This window comes from Vibrio sp. Vb1337 (assembly GCF_033338715.1).
GTDB lineage: Bacteria > Pseudomonadota > Gammaproteobacteria > Enterobacterales > Vibrionaceae > Vibrio > Vibrio alginolyticus.
The window spans coordinates 64,215-89,626 of the sequence record NZ_JAWOTD010000009.1 but is presented as its reverse complement, the minus strand read 5'-3'; the positions used below and the strand labels follow the sequence as shown (position 1 = coordinate 89,626).

Genomic DNA, 25,412 nt, shown 5'->3' with positions numbered 1-25,412 from the left:
TTTTTCGGTTTGCTGCAAGGATTACTACATGAGTAAAGGATATGTTTGGGTCGTTGATGACGACAGTTCAATTCGCTGGGTAATGGAGAAAACGCTCTCCTCTGCCAACATCAAATGTGAAACCTATGCCGATGGAGAAAGCGTGTTAATGGCGCTCGAACGCGAAGTGCCGGATGTTCTAGTATCAGACATTCGCATGCCAGGTATTGATGGGTTGGAGCTACTAAAACAAGTACAGCGCGATTACCCAGACCTTCCCGTGATTATCATGACCGCGCACTCAGATTTAGATGCAGCAGTGAATGCGTACCAAAAAGGTGCTTTTGAATATTTACCAAAACCTTTTGATATTGATGAAACTTTAACTCTGGTTGAACGAGCCATTGCACACAGCCACGAAAACAAACGCGAGCAGCTCTCTCCAGAAGACATTCCAGCAGAAACGCCTGAAATTATCGGTGAAGCACCAGCGATGCAAGAGGTGTTTCGCGCCATTGGTCGTCTTTCTCGCTCCTCTATTTCAGTCTTGATTAACGGTGAATCGGGCACGGGTAAAGAACTCGTTGCTCATGCACTGCACCGTCACAGTCCACGTGCTAACAAACCTTTCATTGCGCTCAATATGGCGGCGATTCCCAAAGACTTGATCGAATCAGAACTGTTTGGCCACGAAAAAGGCGCGTTTACGGGAGCAAACAATGTTCGTCAAGGACGATTCGAACAAGCCAATGGCGGCACTCTATTTTTAGACGAAATCGGCGACATGCCATTGGACATTCAAACTCGTTTACTACGCGTTCTAGCTGACGGGCAGTTTTATCGAGTGGGCGGTCACTCTCCGATCAGTGTCGATGTACGAATTGTCGCGGCAACACACCAGAACTTAGAAAAGCTGGTGCACGAAGGTGACTTTCGTGAGGACCTATTTCATCGCTTAAACGTGATTCGCGTTCAGATCCCGGCACTGCGTGAGCGTAAGCAAGACATTGAAAAGCTTACACAGCATTTTCTTATCCGTGCGGCTGATGAGCTTGGTGTGGAAACAAAGACTCTCCACCCGTCGACCGTAGAGATTCTTAACCGTCTTGATTGGCCTGGCAACGTGCGTCAATTAGAGAATATTTGCCGTTGGTTAACCGTTATGGCCAGTGGTAGCGAAGTGTTACCAAATGACTTGCCAAGCGAACTACTCGAAGAGAAAAAATCCATTTCAGACTCTGCACATGGTAGTTGGCAAGAACAATTGGCGGATTGGGCACGGCATTCACTCGCAGCAGGAGATAAAGAACTGCTTTCTTACGCTTTACCAGAATTTGAACGCATTTTATTAGAAGCAGCCTTAGAGCACACTAAAGGTCATAAGCAAGATGCCGCTAAAGTATTAGGCTGGGGGCGAAATACACTCACCAGAAAATTAAAAGAATTGTACTGACAATCACTTACGTGGTGCATTAACAACGAGCGTCGTTTGTCACTCGATATTAATAAAAACATCAGTACAATTGTGGCGCACCACCATCTATGTGATTAGGCGATGTCTACTGCTACGACTCAAATTACACTGCGTACTGCTGTTTTGATTCCATTTGTCATGATCTTCTTACTGGCGATCGGTGTCATTGTCTACGTCCAAAAACAAAGTTACGAAGAAGTGGTCACGGATATCAGTGACAAGCAACTTTCCGTGTTAACCGAAAGTGTCCACGACCACCTCAATAGCTATCTACGTAAGCCTTTTACTGCGGTTATGGCTCTCGCGCACAACGTCAGCTATCACAACCTTTATCGCCCTCACGATACCTCAGACATTCAAAACTACCTGCTGAGTGCATTCAAAAATCTTTACCAATCGATACCACAGTTGGATGTAATCGCATTTGGTTCAGAAAACGGCGACTTTGCAGGCTTTCGCCGCGAGCTTTCCGACGATTACACCTTAATGGTGCAAGATCGCTACACCGATGGTGATCTGGTTATTTATGGGACCAACCATGTGAGTAACAACATTCGAACGGTTATCTCCCAATACGATCCTCGCACTCGCCCATGGTATAAGCCCGTTGCGGAGAGCCAAAACGCCACTTGGTCTGAAATTTATACCAACGCTGATGAACGCCAGGATATTACGCTATCAGCCATGACGCCGGTGTACAAACACGACCAATTTGCTGGTGTTTTGGTGACAGACATTCGTATCAATACATTCAACGAATTCCTGCGCGAGTTAAAATACAACACTAAAGCGTCGGTCTACATCATGGACCCAGATCATCGTTTAATCGCTCACTCAGGCCCGGGAAGCGTCATCTCATGGGGCACAAAATTTTCGGATAAAGGGCAGCGTTTGCTTGCCGCTGAAAACGCAGACCCGATCATCAAAATCAGTGCGAGCCGCGTCCGGTCTTTCGATCTCAACAACACCAAGCAACCTTATACTTTTTCATTTGAACATGATGGACAACGTATTTTCAGTCGGCTAACCCCGTATCGAGACCAAAATGGCTTAACATGGTTTATTGGCACCTCCATTTCGGAGTCCGAGCTTCTCGGCCTGTTACCAAAAAGCCAGCAAGAGAGTTGGCTCGTTGGCATTATTGTAAGCCTATTTGGGATCGCCATCAGTTGGATCATTTTCAACCGAGTTACCAGACCAATTAACGCGACGGCCGCCGCCGCTCAGCACCTGGCAAATGGGGATTGGGATAGCGGCATGCCAAAGCCTGGTTATGTGTATGAGACAACCGTACTAGTTCATGCTTTTAATGAAATGGCGAACAATCTAAGAGCTTCATTCAAAGCATTGCGTGAACAGTTAGTTTATGACTCTCTAACACGCTTATATAGCCGTCAGGGTTTGGTCGAAATCTGTGAAAATCAGTCTCATCTTTGTCACGGCAGTTTATTTTTACTTGGTATCAACAAATTTAGAGATATCAACGACAGTGTGGGTCATCACAACGGCGACCAGTTGTTGGTCAGCATCGCTGAAAGGCTAAAACAGCAGTTTCGTGACAACGCATTATTGGCTCGGATTGGTGGTGATGAGTTCGCGGTGTTTCTCTCAAATGTCGACACTGAAACCAAAATTAAACAAACCGAGCGTCGATTACAGCAACTCTTTTCCACCCCATTTATGGTGGAAGGAGAGAATGTAGTGATGAAGATTTCACTTGGTATTGTACAAACCCAGCCAAACGAAACCATGCCTTTATGGTTACGCAACGCCAGCATCGCATTAAGTTACGCTAAACAAGACTCACTGACTGGTGTTTGTCACTACAGCCCAGAACTAGCGAGCGCTTCAAAGTTTCGTACGCAAATGCTGACCAAGATCCAAACTGGCATTGAAAACCGAGAGTTTATTCCTCATTACCAACCGATTGTGGATCTCGTCAGTGGCACAGTGTGTGGCGCCGAAGCACTGGCGCGTTGGCATAGCGACTCAGGTATGGTGTCACCATTAGATTTTATCCCAATCGCGGAAGAAAGCGGCATGATCAAAGCCATCGGCCAACAGATTCTGTTACAAGCTTGTCGCGACACTTACCAAGCGATCGAAAGCAAACAGTGGCCGTCGGACTTCCAACTGCATGTGAATATCTCCGTTAATCAACTATCTTGCCCAAGTTTTGTTGATACGGTGACAAGCGTATTGGATATCACGAAATTACCAGCAAGTAACCTCACACTAGAGATCACAGAATCACGCATCATTGATAGCGCACCGACCACACTAGAAAACATGACTAAACTGCGTGAAATGGGTATTGGTATCGCGATAGATGACTTTGGCACCGGTTACTCATCACTGGGTTACCTCCACTCTCTACCGTTTACTTGCTTGAAGATTGATCGCACCTTCATCAATCAACTCACACAAGAAAACTTAAACAGTTCAGTCGTCGCTGCCGTCATCAATATCACAGCAGGTCTCAAAACTAATGTCGTCGCGGAAGGTGTCGAGGATAGCAATCAAGCACAATTACTGCGCTCTTTAGGCTGTAATCAGGTGCAAGGCTTCTACTACAGCCGCCCTATGCCACTAGAAGAATGGCCAACACATTTGGTGAACATGAAGTAGAAAAGAGCGAGAATCGTTGATTTCCTAGTCATCCTCTACTGACAATCTACCCAACTGTTATTTATACTTAACTGCAAATCTTACCCATGTATTGTCACAGATGATGTTTGGGCCCTGTTCCAGTTCATAACTATCCGGATCGACAAAATGATAACGAAGAACCTTCCTCTAACTGATTTGCACCGTCACCTCGACGGTAACATTCGTACTAAAACGATTCTTGAGCTAGGCCAAAAGTTTGGCATTGCCCTACCAGCGTACGATATTGAGTCTCTCACTCCTCACGTTCAAATTGTCGAAGCGGAACCCTCTCTTGTTGCTTTCCTTTCTAAGCTCGACTGGGGTGTTGCGGTACTGGGCGATCTAGATGCGTGTCGTCGTGTCGCATACGAAAACGTAGAAGACGCGCTAAATGCACAAATCGATTACGCTGAGCTGCGTTTCTCTCCTTACTACATGGCGATGAAACACAAGCTACCAGTAGCGGGGGTTGTTGAAGCCGTCGTGGACGGTGTGCAAGCAGGTATGCGCGATTTTGGCGTGAAAGCCAACCTGATCGGTATCATGAGTCGCACATTTGGCACTGACGCATGTCAACAAGAACTGGACGGCATTCTGAGCCAGAAAGATCACATCGTTGCCGTCGACCTTGCGGGTGACGAGCTAGGCCAACCGGGTGATCGCTTTGTGTCTCACTTCAAGCAAGTACGCGATGCTGGCCTTGGGGTAACGGTCCATGCTGGTGAAGCAGCAGGTGCAGAGAGCATGTGGCAAGCAATCAATGAGCTGGGCGCAACTCGTATCGGTCACGGCGTAAAAGCGATTCACGATCCAAAACTGATGGATTACCTAGCAGAAAACCGCATTGGTATTGAATCTTGCCTGACGTCAAACTACCAAACAAGTACGGTAGAAACGCTAGAAAACCACCCTCTCAAGCAGTTCCTAGAGCATGGCGTTCTTGCGTGTCTGAACACTGACGATCCAGCGGTTGAAGGCATCGAACTGCCATACGAATACGAAGTAGCAGCACCAGCCGCTGGTCTGAGCCAAGACCAGATTCGCCAAGCGCAAATCAATGGCCTTGAGATTGCGTTCCTTTCAGAAACAGAAAAAGCGGAACTGAGAGAAGAAGTAAAAGATCGCGCTTAAATCCAGCGAAAACATAAAAAAATGCCAGCATCTGCTGGCATTTTTTATATCTTGAATCTGTATCTCTGATTAAATAACACGAGAGAATTGTTGCTGACGCGCCTTCGCTCGCAGGTACTTATCGAAGCTCATACAAATATTACGGATCAGCAAACGACCTCGCAGCGTCACACGAATTTCATTGTCATCCACTTCCACCAGCTCATCGTTGATGAAGGTCTGAAGTAGCTGTAAGTCTTCTTTAAAGTACTGTTCAAACTTCACTTTAAACTCAGACTCAATGGCTTTCTTGTCTAACTTGAAGTTACAAATCAGCTGCTTAATCACTTCACGACGGAGCAAATCATCGGAGTCCAGAGAGACCCCTTTCCATAGAGCGTGACGAAGTTCGTTGACTTGAGCGTAGTATTTCTTCAGCTCTTTCTGGTTTTGCGCGTACGCATCGCCGATCATCGAGATTGCAGAAACACCAAAGCCAACCAAGTCACATTCACCTTGTGTGGTGTAGCCTTGGAAATTGCGATGCAAAATACCTTCGCGCTGGGCAGCAGCAAGTTCATCGTCCGGCAAAGCAAAGTGGTCCATACCGATAAATTGGTAGCCAGCACCGGTCAGTGTCGCGATGGTGTCTTGCAGAATCGCCATCTTCTCTTCTGCCTTTGGCAGGTCTTCGTCTTTAATCTTACGCTGCGCTGCAAATAGCTGTGGCATGTGCGCGTAGTTAAACACGGATAGACGGCCCGGCTGCATCTCTAGCACTTGTTCTAGAGTCTTGGCAAAAGATTCTTTGGTCTGCTTCGGTAAACCGTAAATTAAATCTAGGTTCGTCGAACGAAAGCCTAACTCTTTTGCGCGCGCAACCATCGCAACGATGAACTCTTCATCTTGCTCACGATTCACCAGCTTTTGCACTTCTTTGTTGAAGTCCTGAACACCGATGCTCAAGCGATTGAAGCCTTCACTACGCAGATGATCCAGCATGGTCAGCTCGATTTCACGCGGGTCAACCTCGATACTGATTTCAGCATCGCTACTAAAAGTAAACTCTTGGCGTAGCAGGCTCATTACACGCGTGATTTGCTTTTCAGAGAGAAACGTCGGTGTACCACCACCAAAATGCAATTGCGTCACGGTGCGACCCACAAGTAATGCAGCACGTTGACGAATTTCGTGTTCAAGCACGTCGAGGTATTCATCCGCTTTGTGCGAGTGGCGCGTAATGACTTTATTACATCCACAGTAGTAACAAAGCTTGTGGCAGAACGGAATGTGTACGTACAGCGATAATGGGCGTTCTGGGTATTGAGTGCATGCCATATCATAATCAGAAATGGTGAACGCTTCATGAAACTCCAGCGCCGTTGGGTACGACGTATAACGAGGCCCGGAATAGTTGTACTTATCCAATACCGCTTGATCCCAGACGATTTGCTGTTTCGATTCAGTGTGTTGATTCGACATGGTGGTACTTTCCGTTAAATGCTAGGGCAACGAAAGCCGTCACCCGATATTCAGAGCCGCTATTTTGCCATACGACGATGACAAGCGTGGCAACGCCGACTGGCTTTTTAAGTATAAAACTAAAGAAGTGCTAGCGTGATCACGATACCCCCATTAGCCATAAGGAGACTATTGGGGGTCGCGCTTAAATCATCTGAATATTGATTTGATTATTCAGTGGCTGGACGTTTTTCTGCAACACTTTGAGCTCCTCAATAATCGCATCAGTGAGGCGGCTTTCCGCTTTATGACGCGTCAAGTTCTGTTGCATACGCTCTTTCTTGGCAAGTTGTTGGCGTTCTTCGCCACGCGCCATATCTTTCACGATGTGGTAAAGCTCAGAAATCGCAGGGTACGTTTTATCGAAATCAACGCGGTCTTCACCTTGTACATAATCCATGATGTTATACACACGGATACTGATTTCAGATAAATCGCACTGGCCTTGAATGCCCGCCTGACACAAGGTATGCACATTCTCAAAAATGTTGGCGTTACGTTTGTCTATCGCCAATTTTTGATGCTTCAGCTGCAATTCCTTTTGCTTTTTCAATTGAAGCAGAAGGTAACCTGCATAAGAAGCGAGTGCGATGATAATCACAACACCAGCAATAGCTAATAAGGTTACATTCATAGCTTAATTATCCTTTATAGTCGTCGAAATTAATGTCGTCGAAATCTGCCAGCAAGTCATCATCGTTGCGCGTGCTTTTCTCAGCAGGTGCAGTGAAGTCTTCCTCTTCTTCAGGTTCCAACAAACCTAGTTGGTCCATTAGCTTCTCAATGCGATCAAGTTTCTCATCGACGAATCTCTGTAGACCTGTGCCCAGGTTTTCACCCGCTTCAATACGGTCTAGCAACACGTTCAATTGCGCGTCATTTTCTAGCATCTCTAGTTCTTGCTCTGCCGACAAACGACGCTCTTGCTTCGTCATTTTCTTCGCAGGTTCAACAATCAGAGGTATTTTCTTTTTGCTGCCTAAGCGCGGGTCGCGATTTTGTGCAGCAGCTTGCTTTTTCTGCTCATTAACTTCTGAGTTACGGTTACCCGTTTTCAGACCTTTACGTTTTTTAGCACGCTTGCGTAAACGACCTTCCACATCAGATTCTGTACGGTTACGAGTTACAACAAACTCAGGTGCACCAGCGGCACCCGGCTTTCTAGATTTTTTACTACGGCTCATTACTGGGGTTTCCTCAGTAAAATTACATCATTACCAATAAATTCGAGTTCGAGCTTATCCCGCTCTGCTAGGAACTGGAACGTGTCACGACTAAAGAACACTACGTGAGTGAGATCGTTCTTATAATGCCATGATTTGAAAGCCTCCACGTCGATGACCATTTTCGTCATCAGGCCTATCCAGCCCCCTGGCTTAACTAAATTCAACCATTGCTTCCACACCAAATCTGGGTGGTAGAGGTGCTCTATCACCTCTGTTGCTGTCATGAAGTCGTACGTTTTTTCTAAAACCGACGTATCAGGGTGGTAATAGAGATCGTACAACGCCATGTTGTGCCCCGCCTCTTCCAGCATCAAGGAGAGCGTTGGGCCAGGACCACAACCAAAGTCGATACCATTTGATTGTGGAGAAATTCGCTCTGTGATCGGGTCAGCAATACGCGACAAAAAGCGTCGGTAACCCAAATCATCGGGGTTGTTCTCATGCAAATCATAGTGAGCTTTTTCGCTTTCCGCATCCAAACGTTGGTCTGGATTTACGAATACCAAGCTGCACTGCTCACATTGAAGATATTCACGACGCTTATCTTCAAAATAATGGTGAGTGCGCTGATTTTGGCATAAAGGACAGGTATGCATGCTGACTTCCTCAAACAGGGATGCGAAACATATCAGAAAGTGAACTCGGATTGGAGTGTTGTTGAGTATTTTTTCAGCAATTTTTATTAAAAAACTTTGTTTACAACCTATAAAGCTAAATAAGTGCAGTAATCTCAATTCAAGTTACGACTGAGCAAGTCAACGGATATAAAAAAAGCGACAGTCAGACTGTCGCTTTCTAAGTGCCATCAATTGGCGAAACTGTGTTGCACACATTTGGTGCACCAATGATCCCTTTGTTTTTAGAGCTTTCCCTGCCAAAAAGAGTTGTTTTTCATCTTCCTGATGAGTTTTGGCTATCCGTTTACTTCCTGTCTACTGAGCAACTTCCTGTGCCTGATCCGTTTCACTGTCTTAACCGTCAGACGAGATGACCATCCTTATCTGATAGGCTCCCTACCTATCTAAATCCCTTTCTAAATCACCAAGCATCCGAGCTACATCCTTGGAGACCTAAACCGTGGTCTTAAATCCTTACATTCACTCCCTGTGAACGACTTCTACTTTACGCCATCCCGTTATGCTCACAAGTAATGGGTTGAAAAAATAATCCGCCTATTTTTCTAAAAAATCAAAATTATCATTTAATCAAAAACTTAAAAACACTAACAAGAAAAAGCCAACATCAAGTATGGCAAATGTCTCACAAACTGCCGAGCCAACTATCGCTTTCGCATCCAAACTCGACTGTGATATCTGTCACGAACAAAAATGCCCTAGTGGATTCACTAGGGCATTTTTGTACAAGTTGCTCGAACGACGTAGGGACATCTACCCAACCAGCTCAAGATGCAGGATCTTGAGCGATTTAGGTATATTAGTGCAGACCGCCAACGTATTTAGACAGCACTTCGATATCTTCGTCTGTCATTTTCTTCGCGATGTCGCGCATCATGGCATTCATATCATTACCACGGTCGCCATCACGGAATTTTTCTAGCTGAGCTTTGATGTAGTCAGCATGCTGACCAGAAATTTTCGGGAAACCTGAAAGCTCAGTACCATTGCCACGAGGACCATGACATGCAATACATGCGGTTAGGCCACGCTCGGCATCACCAGCGGTATAAAGCGTTTTGCCTTTTGCTACTACATCTTCAGGTGTTGAGTTTTCTGAAACTGGTAGCGAAGCGTAGTAAGCAGATAGGTCTGCGATATCTTCATCGCTCAGTGGCATTGCCATACCACTCATTACAGGATCGTAACGACCTTGTTTACCACCACTTGTCATGCCTAGCTTAAGTTCTTTTAACTGCTTCTCAAGATACTTAGCGTGTTGGCCTGCGAGTTTCGGGTACGTTGTTATTGCACTGTTGCCATCTGCTCCGTGACAGGCGACACAGGTTTGTGATTTTGCTTTACCAGCCTCAATATTACCTTGGGCCCATACTGAGCAACTGGCTAAAAGACTCAAAATTAGCGCTAATTTCTTCATGACATTCCATTATAATTATCAAGCTTCCAGTACCACGGAATGTGAACATACCGCGTACACTCATGGTACAATAGGCGACCTTATGCCGAGCACGGTTATTTTACACATTTTCACAAAAAAGTAATCAATCGACTACACAAAGTCGAGATGGAGTTAACAGTGAGCGTAAAAATTCATTACCAAAATACGCATTTCATCACCAGCGCACCCGATATTCGTCACCTGCCGGAAGACGAAGGTGTCGAAATTGCGTTTGCAGGACGCTCAAACGCTGGTAAATCGAGTGCACTTAACCGTCTAACTAATCAAAAAAGCTTAGCCAAGACATCAAAGACACCTGGTCGTACGCAATTAATCAACCTTTTCAAAGTAGAAGAAGGTTGTCACATTGTCGATCTACCTGGATACGGTTTTGCTCAAGTACCGGTAGAGATGAAAAACAAATGGCAGAAATCTTTGGGTGAATACCTACAGAAACGCGAGTGCCTAAAAGGCTTAGTGGTTCTAATGGACATTCGTCATCCAATGAAAGATCTCGACCAACAAATGATTTTCTGGGCCATCGATAGCCACATTCCTGTGCAAGTTTTGCTAACCAAAGCAGATAAACTAAAAAGTGGTGCACGCAAACAAACTCTACTGAAAGTTCGTAAGCAAGTAGAAACTTTCGGTGGTGACGTTTCTGTTGATGTGTTCTCTTCACTGAAAGGATTAGGTGTCGATCAGCTACGTGCAAAACTGGATACCTGGTTTGCACCAGCACTAGCACACCTGATAGAAGAAGACGAACAAGAGATACCAGCGAGCGATGAAGAATAATTAACAATATTTGTTAAATTTCTTCGACACGGCCCTGCCATTTGGTGGGGCTTTTGTTTATCTGAACTAAATAACAGGCAATAAAAATCCCCGCCTTCCTGGCAGGGATAACGGGAGAGAAAAATTGGTAATTATTGTTATGTGACGAAGCATTGCTGAACTGAGATTCGATTTCAATAGGTTAAAAAGCGCTCTTGTTTCCTGTGTATCACCAAACATTCACTCCAAAAACACCCAATAGTGTTACAATTCAGACAGTTAAGCCAAGCAAATCTTCAAAAAGATGTAACTTAGTTTCTTTCAAGAAAAAATAATAGTGTGACTGGCGTAAATTTACAGGATGAATAACGCAATAAATTTGAAGGAAAAATCGAGATTTTGCAGTGACTTAGAAAGGTCAAAAAAGAAGGTTTTTGAAGGCTAACTTTAAGCTGCTGATCCAAAAGAATAATTTTCTTTCGCCCAATAAAAAACGCCCCAGTCAAAAACTGACTGGGGCGGCTGAATCAGCCTAATCCAATAACGTGAAACAAAAGGTCTGAAAGATAGAACATCTTACCTCTGTACCCTACGAGTATTAATGTACAACAATTGGTCAGAATTGCAAAGAATTTTTGTAGTTTTTTTTCATGAAATTTTTATTAAGCAACATCAAAGTTAACTTTGCGCTAGCTTTTTTAATCTCAAAAAAAAGCCAGCGTTTGTGCGCTGGCTCATAATTAATTGGTTATTTTGGTCTAAAAGTGACTAATGAGCTTGATCCCAGTTATCACCGTGACCTGCTTCTGCAACCAACGGTACTTTTAGCTCTGCTGCAGATTCCATCAATTTCTGTACTTTACTTTCAATTTCGGACAATGATGACTCTTCAACTTCAAAGACCAATTCATCGTGTACTTGCATTAATAACTTCACACGACCATTGCCTTCTTCCTGAATCCACTGATCAACCAACAGCATCGCTTTCTTAATGATGTCCGCTGCCGTACCTTGCATTGGTGCGTTGATTGCCGCACGTTCAGCAGCTTTACGACGCATCCCGTTGCGCGATTTGATTTCTGGCAAATGCAAACGTCGACCAAAAATCGTTTCAACATACCCTTTATCTGCTGCTGTGCTGCGTGTGTCTTCCATGTACTGCATCACGCCTGGGTAACGTTCAAAGTATGTATCCATGTACGCTTGAGCCTCACCACGAGGAATGCCTAATTGCTTCGCCAAACCAAACGCACTCATGCCGTAAATAAGACCGAAATTAACCGCTTTCGCACGACGACGTTGCTCACTTGAAACGTCCTCAATAGAAACACCCATGATTTCTGCTGCGGTTGCCGCGTGGATATCTTTGCCATCACGGAATGCATTCAATAAAGCTTGGTCGCCAGAAAGGTGCGCCATGATGCGCAGTTCGATTTGCGAGTAGTCGACCGCTAAGATTTTATGCCCTGATGGCGCGACAAACGCTTGACGAATACGACGGCCAGCTTCGTTACGAATTGGAATGTTCTGTAAGTTCGGATCAGTAGAAGATAGACGACCCGTTGCAGTCACTGCTTGGTGGTAAGAAGTATGCACGCGCCCCGTTGATGGGTTGATCATCTTCGGCAGTTTGTCGGTGTAAGTTGATTTTAGCTTCGCCAAACCACGGTATTCCAAAATCAGTTTTGGTAGTGGGTAGTCTAGCGCGAGTTCTTGCAGAACTTCTTCATTCGTCGATGGTGTGCCTGATGGCGTTTTCTTCACAACCGGTAAACCCATTTTTTCAAATAGGATGGCTTGTAATTGCTTTGGCGAGTTCATGTTAAACTCTTGCTCTGCAATTTCGTACGCTTTCTTTTCAAGCTCATCAAGGCGAGCGGTAATCTCGACCGACTGCGCACTCAGCTTCATTTCATCGATAAAGACCCCAGTGCGTTCAATGCGCGAAAGAACTGGCACCAACGGCATTTCAATCTCTTCGTAAACTGTCTTCAGGCTTTCATCCTGCTCGATATTAGCAAACAAGCGATTGTGCAGACGAAGGGTCACATCCGCATCTTCTGCCGCGTATGGCGATGCTTGTTCCAGTTCGATTTGGTTAAACGTAAGCTGATTTTTGCCTTTACCTGCAATTTGCTCAAAAGAAATGCAGCTGTGCTGTAGGAAGCGAAGCGCCAAGCTGTCCATATCGTGTTTACCGCCGACACTGTTGTAGATATACGATTCCAACATCGTGTCGTGCTTAATACCTTTTAGCTCAATGTCGTAACGAGCGAGTACAGACGCATCATACTTTAAGTTTTGACCGACTTTTGCTTTCGCTGCATCTTCAAGAATTGGCTTCAGCTGTTCTAGTACCCAATCACGATCAAGCTGTTCAGGCGCATCTAAATAGTCATGTGCAACTGGCACATAAGCCGCAATACCTTCATCGACAGCGAATGACAAACCAACTAGATTCGCTAGCATGTAATCTAGGTTATCGGTCTCCGTATCAAATGCAAACAGCTCAGCCGTTTGAAGTTTATCTAGCCAAGCATTGAAGGTTTCTTTATCCAGAATTGTTTCATATTGGCTGCGATCGATTGTTACCGCAGAAGTTTCCATCTCGGCTTGAGAAGAAGAAGCTTGTGAAGATCCTGCAAGCTCTACGGCCTCCACAGATCCAGAACCGCCTTCAAGTAGTTCATTCAACCAAGATTTAAACGTCAGTTGGCCATACAGCTTCACTAATTCGTCTTTATTTGGTTCCGCTTTCAGCAATGATTCTGGCGTTTCCTCAAGCTCAACATCCAATTTGATGGTCGCGAGCTCATACGAAAGCATGGCATTTTCTTTGTTGTCGATGAGCTTTTTCGCCATGGTTTTAGAACCACGGAAACCAAGCCCTGCAATATCATCGAGGTTTTCATACAACTTCGTCAGACCACCAATACCTTGCAGTAGTGCGGTCGCTGTTTTATCACCGACACCCGGTACACCAGGAATGTTATCTACTTTATCGCCCATCAGTGCTAAGTAGTCGATGATCAACTCAGGTGGAATGCCAAACTTTTCAACCACACCTTCACGATCCATTACGACGTTCGTCATGGTGTTGATCAAGGTAATGTTATCATCCACTAGCTGCGCCATGTCTTTATCACCAGTACTGATCAATACAGGCATGCCCTTTTGTGATGCTTGGTATGCTAACGTACCGATGACGTCATCCGCCTCGACGCCAGGAACACAGATCAGCGGCAAACCCATTGCACGAATAACATTGTGTAATGGTTCAATTTGACAACGCAGGTCATCCGGCATTGGCGGACGATTCGCTTTGTATTCTGCATACATATCATCACGAAAGGTTTTTCCCTTTGCATCGAAAACCACCGCGATGCGCTCAGACGCAAACTGACGCATCATGCTGCGTAACATGTTCACGACGCCGTAAACAGCATTAGTTGGAATTTCACCATTGCTCATGGTGCCCGGGTAGGCGTGAAAAGCGCGATATAGGTAAGAAGAGCCGTCGATAAGGATCAACGGATTTTCAGGAATACTTGCCATAATTGTCTGTATCCAATTCAGTACTTGAGAGATCTGCCTAGGATGCCATGACTGCTGATCTGAATCTATCTTGTTCGCTCGATCTAGGTCGCGTAAATTTTTCCGACTTTATTCACGAAAACACCACCTCCTGTGGATAACTCTGTTTATAGAAATTATCCACTGGTTATCCAATAACAAAAAACACAAGAAAACACCAACCCAAACCATTGATTAATAACAACAAATTCGCATAACGGCGAGAAGATCAACGATCCTAAAATGATCATCGCATGTGGAAAAGATATTAATAGTGACGTCAAATAGAAATCGTAGAAAAGAAAAAAGCGACCCGAATGGGGTCGCCTAGCAGAAGTGGTAAAGCAAATTCTGTAAATAGAGCAGCTTAACCAAGAAGCTATAAATTACACTGGAAGCAATGTGAGCAATGTCGTGTCAAAAAGAATTCGTGCAAGTTCTCGGAAAAATGTTTCATCACTTCTCAACTTTCAGTTAATTAACTTCTGTTAATAAGTCACTCAACGTCCTTGTGAACTTTCCTCATTCCCTAAGACAGGCTTAATAATAATGATTCTCATTTCGTAGTCAACAGTTAAATGAGAAAAAATCTCATTTATTTTCACATTGCTTTAATGAAATGCACTCGAGATTCTCGAAGATTTACTTTTTCTTCAAACTTTTCAATTATATAGCCATTTCTCAATAACAAGCGAAGCATAGCCGGAAACTGGTTTCGAGATTTCACTTTTAATGTGTTGTAGCCTTGTTCTGCCACCCAATCCTCTTGAGCTTCCAAAAGCAGTTGTGCCACGCCTTCATTTCGAGCTTCAGGGACAACACCACCTAACCAGCTATAGAAAACACCATCCTCTAATTCGTAACCTATTTTGAAGCCGACAATCGTGCCATTTTTTTCTGCAACGAGGATTAAACTGTTTTTCTCTTCTAAACGTTGAGTCATGGAGTCTACCGTTTCTCCTTTCGAAAACTCGGTAACACGCGCCACAACTTGAAGTGCTTCTTCCAATGTGCCTTCACGAATCAGCATTGTCATTGTTCTCTTCTCCAAAATAAAAATACCCAAGCACCTTGGATTGTTACTGTTGTAATCCGCCTGAGGTTACTTGGGTATATACAGACGAACAACTCTTGTTGGTCTGGTATTTCTCACTGAGCGATAATTACTCTTCTGTCGCTTCCGGAGTACGATTTAGGTGTTGAGCAGTTTGTGCATTCTCTTCTGCCAACCACTCAGCAACGTCTTTCGCAAAGTACGTTAAGATGCCATCTGCACCTGCACGTTTGAAGCACAATAGTGATTCCATCACAATTTCACGCTCTTTGAGCCAGCCATTCATGATCGCCGCTTTATGCATCGCGTACTCGCCAGAGACTTGATAAGCAAATGTCGGTACTTGAAGTTCAGTTTTTACTCGGCGAACTACATCTAAGTATGGCATACCAGGTTTAACCATCACCATGTCCGCACCTTCGTTGATGTCTAGCGCCACTTCGTGAATCGCTTCATCAATGTTTGCTGGGTCCATTTGGTAGTTTTTCTTGTTGCCGCCTTTTAGATTTGAAGAAGAGCCAACCGCATCACGGAATGGTCCGTAGTAGTTCGATGCGTACTTAGCCGAGTAAGCCATGATTTGAGTATGAATGTAGCCCGCGTTTTCTAATGCTTCGCGGATCTTACCAATTCGGCCATCCATCATGTCTGAAGGCGCGACTACGTCAGCACCCGCTTCTGCATGAGACAAAGCCTGCTTAACCAATACTTCTGTGGTTTCATCATTCATTACGTAGCCATCTTCATCGATGATGCCGTCTTGGCCATGTGTCGTGAATGGGTCGAGTGCCACGTCTGTGATTACACCAATTTGAGGAATGTGTTCTTTAAGCGCTCGTACTGCTCGCTGAACCAAACCTTCTGGGTTGTAGGCTTCAGTAGCACATAAGCTTTTAGCGTCTTGGTTTACGACAGGGAAAAGCGCGATTGCTGGAACGCCTAGATTTGCAAGGTATTGTGCTTCTTCTAGCATTAAATCAATCGACAAACGCTCTACACCCGGCATGGACTCCACGCTCTCACGACGATCTTTACCCATAAGAATGAACATTGGGTAAATCAGATCATTAACAGAAAGTTGGTTCTCAGCCATCAAACGACGACTAAAATCGTGCTTACGTAAACGACGCATACGGCGTGCAGGGAATGGACCTTGAATTGATACAGACACCATTTTCTCCTTGTCTGGACGGTTATGATGATCAAATCATCTGGTGAACAAAATCATATCACTCTTGATGCATGTTGCGAGTGACAATCTGGAAAAAGGTAATGAAAAAAACTGAAAATGACCCAGCACTCACACTCAAGTATACTTCGAATACGAAACCAACTATGAAGCACAGAGAGTAACGATGATCGATACCCACGCGCACATCTATGCCAGCGAATTTGATAACGACCGCGATGAAGTAGTACAACGCGCCTTAACGCAAGGCATTAATAAAATCCTGTTGCCAAACATCGATCTGGACTCTATTGAGCCCATGCTACAAACCGAAGCGGCATATCCTGACGTGTGCCACTCAATGATGGGACTCCACCCTTGTTATGTGGACAGCAATGTTGAACAAACGTTGGAGATCATCCGCGGCTGGTTTGAGAAACACAAGTTTATTGCGGTGGGCGAAATCGGTATCGACCTGTATTGGGATAAAACCTATCGTGCTGAGCAAGAAATGGCGTTCGTAGCTCAACTTAACTGGGCAAAAGAGATGGACTTACCAGTCGTTATCCACACTCGTGATTCGATTGAAGAAACACTCACTTTGCTAAGACAAGAGCAAGATGGTCGTCTGCGTGGTGTATTCCACTGTTTTGGAGGCAGCTTAGAAGAAGCGCAAGCAATCAATGAGCTAGGCTTCCACTTAGGCTTGGGTGGCGTATCGACCTTTAAGAATGGCGGGATGGATAAAGTCATTCCACATTTGGATATGCAGTGGGTCATTTTAGAAACCGACTGTCCATATTTAGCGCCTGTGCCACACCGTGGTAAACGTAATGAACCAGCCTACACTTCTCTCGTTGCACAACGTGTTGCCGACTTGCGTGATGTCGACATCGCAACCATCGATGCCATAACGACTGAGAATGCCAAAAAGCTGTTTAATATTTAATTCACGAGAATTGAAAAAAGCGACGAAATCAACGTCGCTTTTTTATCACCTAAACTATTGAATAAACGATTCAACCCGTTGAAATAGTAGAACAATCCATACAAAATTATTGATAAACATAATAATTAACTAGCAACTCTACTTACTTCTCATATCGTCACTTTACTTCGTCCGCTTTGCAAAACTGTCGACAACTCGACACATTATTTTTCTATACTGATTTACGCCCATTAATTAGCACAAATGTAAAACAGCATGAATATGGAAGTTGAAGTGTGTACACATGGTGCTTACTTACAACGCGTACCGCGCAGTTTTTTTCAAAAGCTGCTGGGCATCAAGGAAGTATACGTATGCACAAAATGTGGTTACGTCATGAAAGTTAAGTAATTAGCCCAAGAAAAAACCAACCGCAAAAAAAGCGGCTCAATTGAGCCGCTTTTCACATCTAGATTAGCCTTATTCTTCGGTTTCCGCTTCTACTTCTTCGCTTCGACGAGTATAAAAACGCGCGAAGAACAAACCGACTTCAAACAGTAAACACATCGGAATAGCGAGTAAGGTTTGCGAGATCATGTCTGGTGGCGTTAACACCATACCTACGACAAACGCAGCCACTATAATATAAGGACGTTTCTGTCTTAAATCTTCTGGTGTAGTGGCCCCAGTCCAACACAACAAAATAATCGCAACAGGCACCTCAAATGCGATACCAAACGCCATAAATAGCGCCAGCACAAAGTCGAGATAACTCGAGATATCAGTTGCAAACTCTACTCCACCAAGAGAGATGGCGGTAAAGAAGCCAAACACCAATGGAAATACCACGAAGTAGGCAAATGCCACTCCACAGTAGAACAATAGCGAACTAGAAAACAGCAGTGGCATGATCAATCGACGTTCATGCTTGTACAAACCTGGCGCTACAAAGGCCCAAACTTGATACAAAATAAACGGCACCGCAATAAATACCGAAGCAATTAACGTCAGCTTAAGTGGCGTAAAAAAAGGTGACGCTACATCCGTAGCAATCATGGTCGCGCCTTCAGGTAGACGTTCTACTAAAGGTGCGGAAACAAACTCGTAAATGTGGTTAGAGAAATAAATTAGTCCGACAAACACGACCAACACTGCGAGGATTGAGCGCAGTAGTCGGTTGCGAAGCTCCAACAAATGACTAATTAAAGGTTGTGTCTGCTCGACGGTAGACATGGCAAACCTCTTATTAAAAACCAGATCAAAAAGGAGCTACCAATCACTAGTAGCTCCTCCTAATGAGACTATTCGGCTTTCTTATCTGCCGCTGTAACCTTGCTCTCTTGCGCTTTCACGGCCTCTTCGACTGCTGGCTCTGTTTTTACAGGCTCAGCCTCTGAATCGGTGTTCTTTGCGTAAGGACGATTTACAGATTGCGCTGCCTTCTTCAACTCTTCAACTGAAGATTTCAACTCAGGGGACAAATCATCCATCCCCATTTGTTCTGCTTTGCGCAAGTTTTCTTGCAGCTCTTGGACTTTCAGCTCGTGTGACAATTCGTCTTTGACGCTATTTGCCATACTCTTAGCGGCACCGATAAAGCGAGACACGCTGCGAATAGCATGAGGCAAACGCTCCGGCCCAAGAACGACCAGACCAACAACAGATATTAATACCAGTTCCCAAAAACCGATATCAAACACGTTTTACGCCTGCTCTTTGTCTTTTTTCGTTTCAGGAGCAGCTTCTTTTTTCTGCTGCTCTTCTAGACTTTTTGGTTCGAAGTCTGCGTCTTTGTCATTTTTCGCAGGTTCATCTTCGCTCATCGCTTTTTTGAAGCCCTTAACGGCACCACCCAGATCGCCACCGATACCGCGTAGTTTCTTTGTTCCGAATAGCAATACAACAATTACAGCAATGATTAGAAGTTGCCAAACACTGATACCACCCATTCTCTTTACCTCGGGTCTTTAAACAAACAAAAATATTTCAAGAGTTTAACGTCTATTGACGATAAGCTCGCCAACTAAGCAGCCAAAATGTGACACCTGCGATACCGCAGGCCAACGAAAGCTGCTCAAAAGCATCGTTCACCAATATTGCCGAGCATACGACTAAAGTCGCGCCAACGCCAAACAAAAACTTTCCTGTCGCCTGCTGGCGCTTGCTCTGGCGATACCCTTGATAAAGCTGATCCATACGTTGATTCATCGCTTTACCTTGTTTCAGGCTATCGTAAAGTAGCTCTGGCAGTTCAGGTAATTTCTCTGCCCAAAATGGTGCGCGGTCTTTAATCGCATTCACTAGAGCTTGCGGCCCAACTTGATTCATCATCCATTCCTCCAGGAATGGTTTTGCGGTCTCCCACAAATCAAGTTGAGGATATAGCTGCCTACCAAGCCCTTCCACGTACAACAGCGTTTTTTGCAACAGTACAAGCTGTGGCTGAACCTCCATATTGAATCGACGTGCCGTGTTGAACAAATTCAACAACACATGACCAAAGGAGATTTCGCACAATGGCTTAGCAAAAATAGGCTCACACACAATGCGAATCGCGAACTCAAACTCATCGACATTGGTATCCGCAGGCACCCACCCTGAATCCACATGTAACTCCGCCACTCGGCGGTAGTCACGATTGAAAAACGCCAGGAAGTTTTCCGCCAGATAACGCTTGTCTTCGCTATTAAGTGTACCAACGATTCCGCAATCTAGCCCTATCCACATTGGGTTCTCTGGATGTTCGGGTTTGACGAACACATTACCCGGATGCATATCGGCATGGAAAAAGCTGTCTCGGAACACCTGAGTGAAGAACACACTCACACCGCGTTCCGCGAGCAATTTCATATTGGTGCCATTTGCTTTCAAGCCTTCAATATCAGAGACTTGAATGCCATATATTCGCTCAGAAACCATGACAGTTTCATTACTGAAGTCGGGAAAAACTTCAGGAACATACAATTCTTCGCTGCCCTCAAAGTTGCGGCGCAACTGAATGGCATTCGCCGCCTCACGTCGCAAGTCGAGTTCATCAAGCAGGGTTTTCTCGTACTCACGCACGACTTCAACTGGTTTTAAACGACGTGCTTCAGGCATCGCTCCGGCGACTATACGCGCCATTCGGTGCATCAGTTTTAGATCTGAATCAATGACTGGGCGAATATCTGGGCGGATAACCTTTAATACCACTTCTTGGTTAGTGTCTTTTATGCGCGCAGTATGTACCTGAGCAATCGACGCAGACGCCAGTGGTTTGATATCAAACTCGGTAAACCATTTTTCTAACGGACCACCTAATGCTTGCTCCATCTGCTTTTTTGCCAACTCGCCATCAAAAGGCGCGACTTGGTCTTGAAGTAAAGCTAGGGGATCAGCGATATGCGGAGGAAATAAGTCACGGCGCGTCGACATCATCTGACCGAACTTAATCCAAACCGGCCCCAGCTCTTGCAGTGCTAAACGCAGACGTTCACCGAGTGGTTTTTCTGGGTGCTTGTTCTTAATCCAAAACAAGCTTTTGCGCAGTAAAAGCGGCGCTTTGGTCAGTTGGTGATCGGGAAGCAGCTCATCTAAGCCGTATTCCAGTTGTACTTTGGCGATGTGGTATAAGCGCTTTAGTTCTGCTGGCGTCATGGTTTCTCCAATGCAGGCTTATCTGCATCCAGCTTATTCAGCAAAGCCGTTAAACGAGCTTCAATACGAGAAGCCTGGCTGCGAACCTCATCAACTTGGTCGCAGAAATAGGCCACTTCTAACGGAGCGGGAGCCAGTTTCCATTCTTCAGTCACTACTTGCGCAAGATGACGCTGGTGTTTTTCTGCTTGAGACGCAAGAAAGTTGCCGATGTTTTTTGAACCTTGCACAAAGGTATGTGCGGCGACATCGCCAGTCACGCGAGACAACCACTCTTCAACATCTGGTTTGCAATCCACCATCAACTGAGAGAATTTCTGCGCCAATTGAATATCGCCTTCGAGTTCAAGTTTATCTTGTTTAATAAGACGAGTGATGTTGGCCTGATCGCGCAGCTCTGGTAACACACTCAAGTTGAGCGATAGATAGCAGTTAGGCTGCCCTTCGTAATGACCAAGCACATCAATTTGCTGACTAAAAACGAATGTCAGTGTTTTATTGATCTCTTTCAGGTGAACTTGAATAACTTGACCTTTTAGACGCGCTAAACGACGGCCCAATGCAGGGTCGTCTTTGATCAGTGTATTCAGTGACGTTTCAATCACAGCGGTGATAAGTGGTTCAAATGGCATGCCGTTAACCCTTAGAATTTATAACCGCGATGCAAAGCCACAATACCACCAGTTAAGTTGTAGTATTTGGTGTTTTCAAAACCTGCTTCTTGCATCATGCCTTCCAGCGTTTCTTGGTCTGGATGCATACGGATTGACTCCGCTAGGTAGCGGTAACTCTCTGAGTCATTCGCAACTAGCTCACCGATTCTCGGCAACAAGTGGAATGAATATGCGTCGTATACTTTCGATAACGGCTCTAGCACTGGTTTTGAAAATTCCAACACCAATAGACGGCCGCCTGGCTTCAGTACGCGGAACATTGAACGAAGCGCTTTGTCTTTGTCAGTCACATTACGCAAACAAAAACTGATGGTGATGACATCAAAATAATCATCTGGGAACGGCAGTTCTTCTGCGTTGGCTTGAACGTAATGCACGTTACCCACAATACCGTTATCACGCAGTTTATCGCGACCAACGTTAAGCATTGAGTTATTGATATCTGCAAGGATGACATGGCCTTCATCGCCAACAATGCGCGAGAATTTCGCCGTCAAATCCCCCGTACCACCACCTAGGTCAAGAATACGTTGGCCAGGGCGAGCGCCACTACAATCGATAGTGAAGCGCTTCCAAAGGCGGTGAATACCACCTGACATCAGGTCATTCATGATGTCGTATTTTGTTGCCACGGAGTGGAATACTTCGGCAACCTTAGTCACTTTTTCGTCTTTTGCCACTGTAGAGAAACCAAAGTGAGTGGTTTCATTCTCTAACGCTGTATTGGATTGCAAACTTGTGTCCGTCATTCTAATTCCTCTTAGGCAGCGCTTTCCTCTACGGGGCGTTTGTTGACAAATAAAATCGCCCACTGCACTGCGGGCGATTAGTTTACTTTATCCTCAGCCGGATGTCTTTCTACTAACGGGTCATTTTCTGAAAATGCATCACTCTGCGCTAACTGCGCGAGGTCGGAAGAAATCGGTCGTTTAATTTCAACTCCCAAGTGTTTAAAGCTTTCGGCTTGGCGAATCACATTTCCGCGCCCTGTGGCAAGCTTGTTCATCGCACCTTGATAGCTTTGATTCGCCTTATCCAGCGCACCACCGAGCCCCTCCATGTCGTCTACAAACAATCGTAATTTGTCGTAGAGTTTTGTCGCACGCTGCGCAATCATTTTGGCGTTTTCATTTTGGCGTTCATTGCGCCATAGATTATCAATGGTGCGCAATGCCACCAGCAACGTTGTTGGGCTCACCAAAATGATGTTTTGCTCCATCGCGTCTTTGATCAAACTTGGATCGGCTTGAATCGCGACTTGGAACGCCGGCTCAACCGGGATAAACATCAGAACATAGTCCAAACTCTGAATACCTTTGAGTTTGTGGTAGTCCTTCATGCTTAACCCTTTGATATGTGCACGTAGAGCGGCTAAATGCGCATTCAAAGCCTGATCGCGCTCAGCATCAGTTTCGGCGTTGAAGTAGCGCTCATAGGCAACCAGCGCCATTTTAGAATCCACAACCACTTGTTTGTTTTGTGGGAGATGAACAATGACATCAGGTTGGTAACGCTTGCCTGCTTCATTTTGTAAGTTCACCTGAGTCTGATATTCGTGCCCTTCACGCAAGCCAGATTCGGCAAGTACCCTAGCGAGCACCACTTCGCCCCAGTTACCTTGTTGTTTGTTGTCCCCTTTCAACGCTTGGGTCAAATTAACTGCTTCGCGCGTCATTTGCTCGTTCAAACGTTGCAGGTTTTTCAGCTCATGCACTAAGGTATGGCGCTCTTTAGCTTCTTGGCTAAAGCTGTCATTAACGTGCTTTTTGAACCCTTCTAACTGTTCTCTAAGCGGTGACAACAAGCCTTCTAAACTCTGACGGTTTTGCAAATCGACCTTCGCGGTTTTTTCTTCAAACAGTTGATTTGCCAAGTGCTCAAATTGTTGTTTCAAGCGTGCTTCCGCTTGTTCTAAAATTTGCAGTTTTTCTGCATTGGCTTGGTTAATTTGCTCATGGCGAGCTTGCTGTTCACGCAGTTGCGTTTCTAGACGTGATTTGTGTTCACGCATTTGACCAAGCTCATCGAAGTATTGCTGGCGCTCTTGCTTTACGGCCTCGAAGTAACGCAGTTTTTCCATAGCTGCCATCAGCTTTCCGTGCGTTTGACGCACTTCAAACGCGGCTTTATCGCGCTCATCATCTAATTCATCCAACTCTTGCTGGGCATCGGCAAGGCTTTGCTTGACCTGTTCAAGTTGCTGTTGATGAAGCTGTTTTTCTGAAACAAGTTGTTGCTCGAGAAGCTGAGTTTGGGTGATAAAACGCTGTTTCACCCACCAACCGGCAGCGACACCACTAAGCGTGGCAGCACAAAGAGAAGAGAGAATGAGAGATTGGTACTCAAGAATCCATTGCATAATAGCGAGTTAGCCTGTGTTTTGTATCTATAACAATGGTATTTAGACACTGGATAAATGTCCAGTTTGTTGGATGAAAAATCCTCGCATACACTAGGCCTTCCTATAATATTCTTTCTTCCGCTCAAATTATCCAAACCGAGCGGCACATCATCACGCAGAGGCATCATGAACGAGCGTCGCGCCCTAGGATTTGGGCTCTCAGCAGTATTACTTTGGTCTACCGTTGCAACCGCATTTAAACTCACGTTGGCAGAATTTACGCCGATTCAAATGCTATGCATTGCCAGTATCGTCTCTGCGATTGCGCTAACAGTAATCTGTGGTGTGCAAGGTAAATTGGGCCAGTTAAGCGCTACATTTTTCTCAAACCCTTGGTATTACCTACTGCTTGGGTTGATTAACCCTTTGGCGTATTACGTTATTCTGTTCAAAGCATATGACTTGCTGCCCGCATCTCAGGCTCAAGCGATCAACTACAGCTGGGCCATCACCTTAACGTTAATGGCCGCTGTTTTCTTAGGACAAAAGATCCGTGGTAAGGACTGGCTGGCTTGCGGTTTTAGTTATGTCGGTGTGATAGTGATTGCCACACAAGGCAATCTTTTAGGCATGGAATTTGAGAGCCCGTTGGGTGTTGGTCTTGCGCTGCTATCAACGCTGCTGTGGGCCGGTTACTGGATTTTAAATACCAAAAATAAGGCCGACCCTGTGGTTGGCGTTCTGCTCGGCTTTTTGGTCGCTATTCCATTCGCCATTGGTTTAAGTCTTTATGAAGGTGCTGACTGGCAGATGATCTCAGCTAAAGGCTGGGCAGCGGTGACGTATGTCGGACTGTTTGAAATGGGGATCACTTTCGTTTTGTGGCTGAGCGCACTCAAATCAACGCAAAACACCGCGCGTATCAGTAATCTGATCTTTGCTTCTCCATTTATCTCACTCATGTTGTTAGCTACCATCATCGGCGAAGAAATTCATCCTTCAACCTTGATTGGCCTGGTATTGATCATCAGTGGCTTAGTCATTCAGCAAGTCTCATGGGGCAAGAAAACCAAAGCGGTAAACGCTTCTTAATCACCTATCAAAAGCCCTAAAAAACGATGCAATAAGTTGGATAAAAAAGAGATATAGATAACATTTTAATGATAGAAAGCACTTTACGCTGCTAGGATTTAGCTACGCGTTGGATACGATACTCACAAAGCCCAATA

The 25,412-nt window shown here is 45.1% G+C and carries 21 protein-coding genes; 6 read left to right on the top strand and 15 right to left on the bottom strand.

The features are described 5' to 3' along the window. Positions 1-28: 28 nt before the first annotated feature. The 3 genes from glnG to add all read left to right on the top strand — a co-directional run bounded on the left by glnG (position 29) and on the right by add (position 5,233). A complete protein-coding gene (gene glnG, locus R7E42_RS12110; RefSeq protein ID WP_005379267.1) occupies positions 29-1,432 on the top strand; it encodes a nitrogen regulation protein NR(I) in 1,404 nt (467 codons plus the stop codon). A gap of 102 nt (positions 1,433-1,534) precedes the next feature. Next, a complete protein-coding gene (locus tag R7E42_RS12105; protein ID WP_138939675.1) occupies positions 1,535-4,081 on the top strand; it encodes an EAL domain-containing protein in 2,547 nt (848 codons plus the stop codon). 147 nt (positions 4,082-4,228) lie between these two features. After that, positions 4,229-5,233, top strand: coding sequence for an adenosine deaminase (gene add / locus R7E42_RS12100; RefSeq protein ID WP_234499168.1), 1,005 nt, complete (start codon positions 4,229-4,231; stop codon positions 5,231-5,233). 69 nt (positions 5,234-5,302) lie between these two features. Here add and hemN read toward each other — a convergent pair whose 3' ends face one another. The 5 genes from hemN to R7E42_RS12075 all read right to left on the bottom strand — a co-directional run bounded on the left by hemN (position 5,303) and on the right by R7E42_RS12075 (position 10,011). Continuing rightward, a complete protein-coding gene (hemN, locus tag R7E42_RS12095; RefSeq protein WP_318072703.1) occupies positions 5,303-6,694 on the bottom strand; it encodes an oxygen-independent coproporphyrinogen III oxidase in 1,392 nt (463 codons plus the stop codon). A gap of 184 nt (positions 6,695-6,878) precedes the next feature. Further along, complete coding sequence (locus R7E42_RS12090) at positions 6,879-7,367, bottom strand: DUF2489 domain-containing protein (RefSeq protein WP_005379254.1); 489 nt, start codon at positions 7,365-7,367, stop codon at positions 6,879-6,881. Positions 7,368-7,374: 7 nt separating this feature from the next. Beyond that, entirely contained in the window at positions 7,375-7,917 is a 543-nt protein-coding gene (yihI, locus tag R7E42_RS12085) for a Der GTPase-activating protein YihI (protein WP_318072702.1), read from the bottom strand. After that, positions 7,917-8,555, bottom strand: a complete 639-nt coding sequence (locus R7E42_RS12080) for a class I SAM-dependent methyltransferase (RefSeq protein WP_005379250.1) — start codon at positions 8,553-8,555, stop codon at positions 7,917-7,919. The genes yihI and R7E42_RS12080 overlap by 1 nt, the downstream gene beginning before the upstream one ends. An 838-nt stretch (positions 8,556-9,393) precedes the next feature. Beyond that, positions 9,394-10,011: a c-type cytochrome gene (locus R7E42_RS12075; protein ID WP_005379248.1), complete on the bottom strand. Its 618-nt coding sequence runs from the start codon at positions 10,009-10,011 to the stop codon at positions 9,394-9,396. A gap of 159 nt (positions 10,012-10,170) precedes the next feature. On the opposite strand from R7E42_RS12075, the gene yihA reads away from it, so the two are divergent. Continuing rightward, on the top strand, positions 10,171-10,830 hold the full coding sequence (gene yihA, locus R7E42_RS12070; protein ID WP_017635019.1) for a ribosome biogenesis GTP-binding protein YihA/YsxC: 660 nt from the start codon (positions 10,171-10,173) through the stop codon (positions 10,828-10,830). A 747-nt stretch (positions 10,831-11,577) separates the two neighbouring features. Here yihA and polA read toward each other — a convergent pair. The 3 genes from polA to hemB all read right to left on the bottom strand — a co-directional run bounded on the left by polA (position 11,578) and on the right by hemB (position 16,607). Continuing rightward, positions 11,578-14,364: a DNA polymerase I gene (gene polA / locus R7E42_RS12065; protein WP_053303417.1), complete on the bottom strand. Its 2,787-nt coding sequence runs from the start codon at positions 14,362-14,364 to the stop codon at positions 11,578-11,580. A gap of 619 nt (positions 14,365-14,983) precedes the next feature. Then, positions 14,984-15,418 (bottom strand): GNAT family N-acetyltransferase, encoded by a 435-nt coding sequence (locus R7E42_RS12060; protein WP_005379245.1) that lies wholly within the window; start codon positions 15,416-15,418, stop codon positions 14,984-14,986. Between the two features lie 127 nt (positions 15,419-15,545). Beyond that, positions 15,546-16,607: a porphobilinogen synthase gene (gene hemB / locus R7E42_RS12055; protein WP_031777176.1), complete on the bottom strand. Its 1,062-nt coding sequence runs from the start codon at positions 16,605-16,607 to the stop codon at positions 15,546-15,548. A gap of 184 nt (positions 16,608-16,791) precedes the next feature. On the opposite strand from hemB, the gene R7E42_RS12050 reads away from it, so the two are divergent. Then, positions 16,792-17,553 (top strand): TatD family hydrolase, encoded by a 762-nt coding sequence (locus R7E42_RS12050; RefSeq protein WP_017821949.1) that lies wholly within the window; start codon positions 16,792-16,794, stop codon positions 17,551-17,553. A gap of 459 nt (positions 17,554-18,012) precedes the next feature. Here the strand turns inward: R7E42_RS12050 and tatC are convergent, their stop codons facing one another. From tatC to rmuC, 7 genes are all read right to left on the bottom strand, one after another. Next, positions 18,013-18,765, bottom strand: coding sequence for a twin-arginine translocase subunit TatC (gene tatC, locus R7E42_RS12045; protein ID WP_005379234.1), 753 nt, complete (start codon positions 18,763-18,765; stop codon positions 18,013-18,015). Positions 18,766-18,833: 68 nt separating this feature from the next. Beyond that, positions 18,834-19,232, bottom strand: coding sequence for a Sec-independent protein translocase protein TatB (gene tatB / locus R7E42_RS12040; protein WP_017635021.1), 399 nt, complete (start codon positions 19,230-19,232; stop codon positions 18,834-18,836). A gap of 3 nt (positions 19,233-19,235) precedes the next feature. Next, positions 19,236-19,481: a Sec-independent protein translocase subunit TatA gene (gene tatA, locus R7E42_RS12035; RefSeq protein ID WP_005382958.1), complete on the bottom strand. Its 246-nt coding sequence runs from the start codon at positions 19,479-19,481 to the stop codon at positions 19,236-19,238. A gap of 52 nt (positions 19,482-19,533) precedes the next feature. Beyond that, positions 19,534-21,168, bottom strand: coding sequence for a ubiquinone biosynthesis regulatory protein kinase UbiB (ubiB, locus tag R7E42_RS12030; RefSeq protein WP_005379226.1), 1,635 nt, complete (start codon positions 21,166-21,168; stop codon positions 19,534-19,536). Beyond that, positions 21,165-21,800 carry an SCP2 domain-containing protein gene (locus R7E42_RS12025; RefSeq protein WP_005379213.1) on the bottom strand — a complete coding sequence of 212 codons (636 nt, stop codon included), beginning with the start codon at positions 21,798-21,800 and terminating at the stop codon, positions 21,165-21,167. Before R7E42_RS12025 ends, ubiB begins: the two co-directional genes overlap by 4 nt. Before the next feature lie 11 nt (positions 21,801-21,811). Continuing rightward, positions 21,812-22,591, bottom strand: a complete 780-nt coding sequence (gene ubiE, locus R7E42_RS12020; RefSeq protein WP_017635022.1) for a bifunctional demethylmenaquinone methyltransferase/2-methoxy-6-polyprenyl-1,4-benzoquinol methylase UbiE — start codon at positions 22,589-22,591, stop codon at positions 21,812-21,814. A 77-nt stretch (positions 22,592-22,668) separates the two neighbouring features. Beyond that, positions 22,669-24,201, bottom strand: coding sequence for a DNA recombination protein RmuC (rmuC, locus tag R7E42_RS12015; RefSeq protein ID WP_005379209.1), 1,533 nt, complete (start codon positions 24,199-24,201; stop codon positions 22,669-22,671). Between the two features lie 168 nt (positions 24,202-24,369). On the opposite strand from rmuC, the gene R7E42_RS12010 reads away from it, so the two are divergent. Continuing rightward, on the top strand, positions 24,370-25,275 hold the full coding sequence (locus tag R7E42_RS12010; RefSeq protein ID WP_005379208.1) for a DMT family transporter: 906 nt from the start codon (positions 24,370-24,372) through the stop codon (positions 25,273-25,275). Positions 25,276-25,412 lie beyond the last annotated feature (137 nt).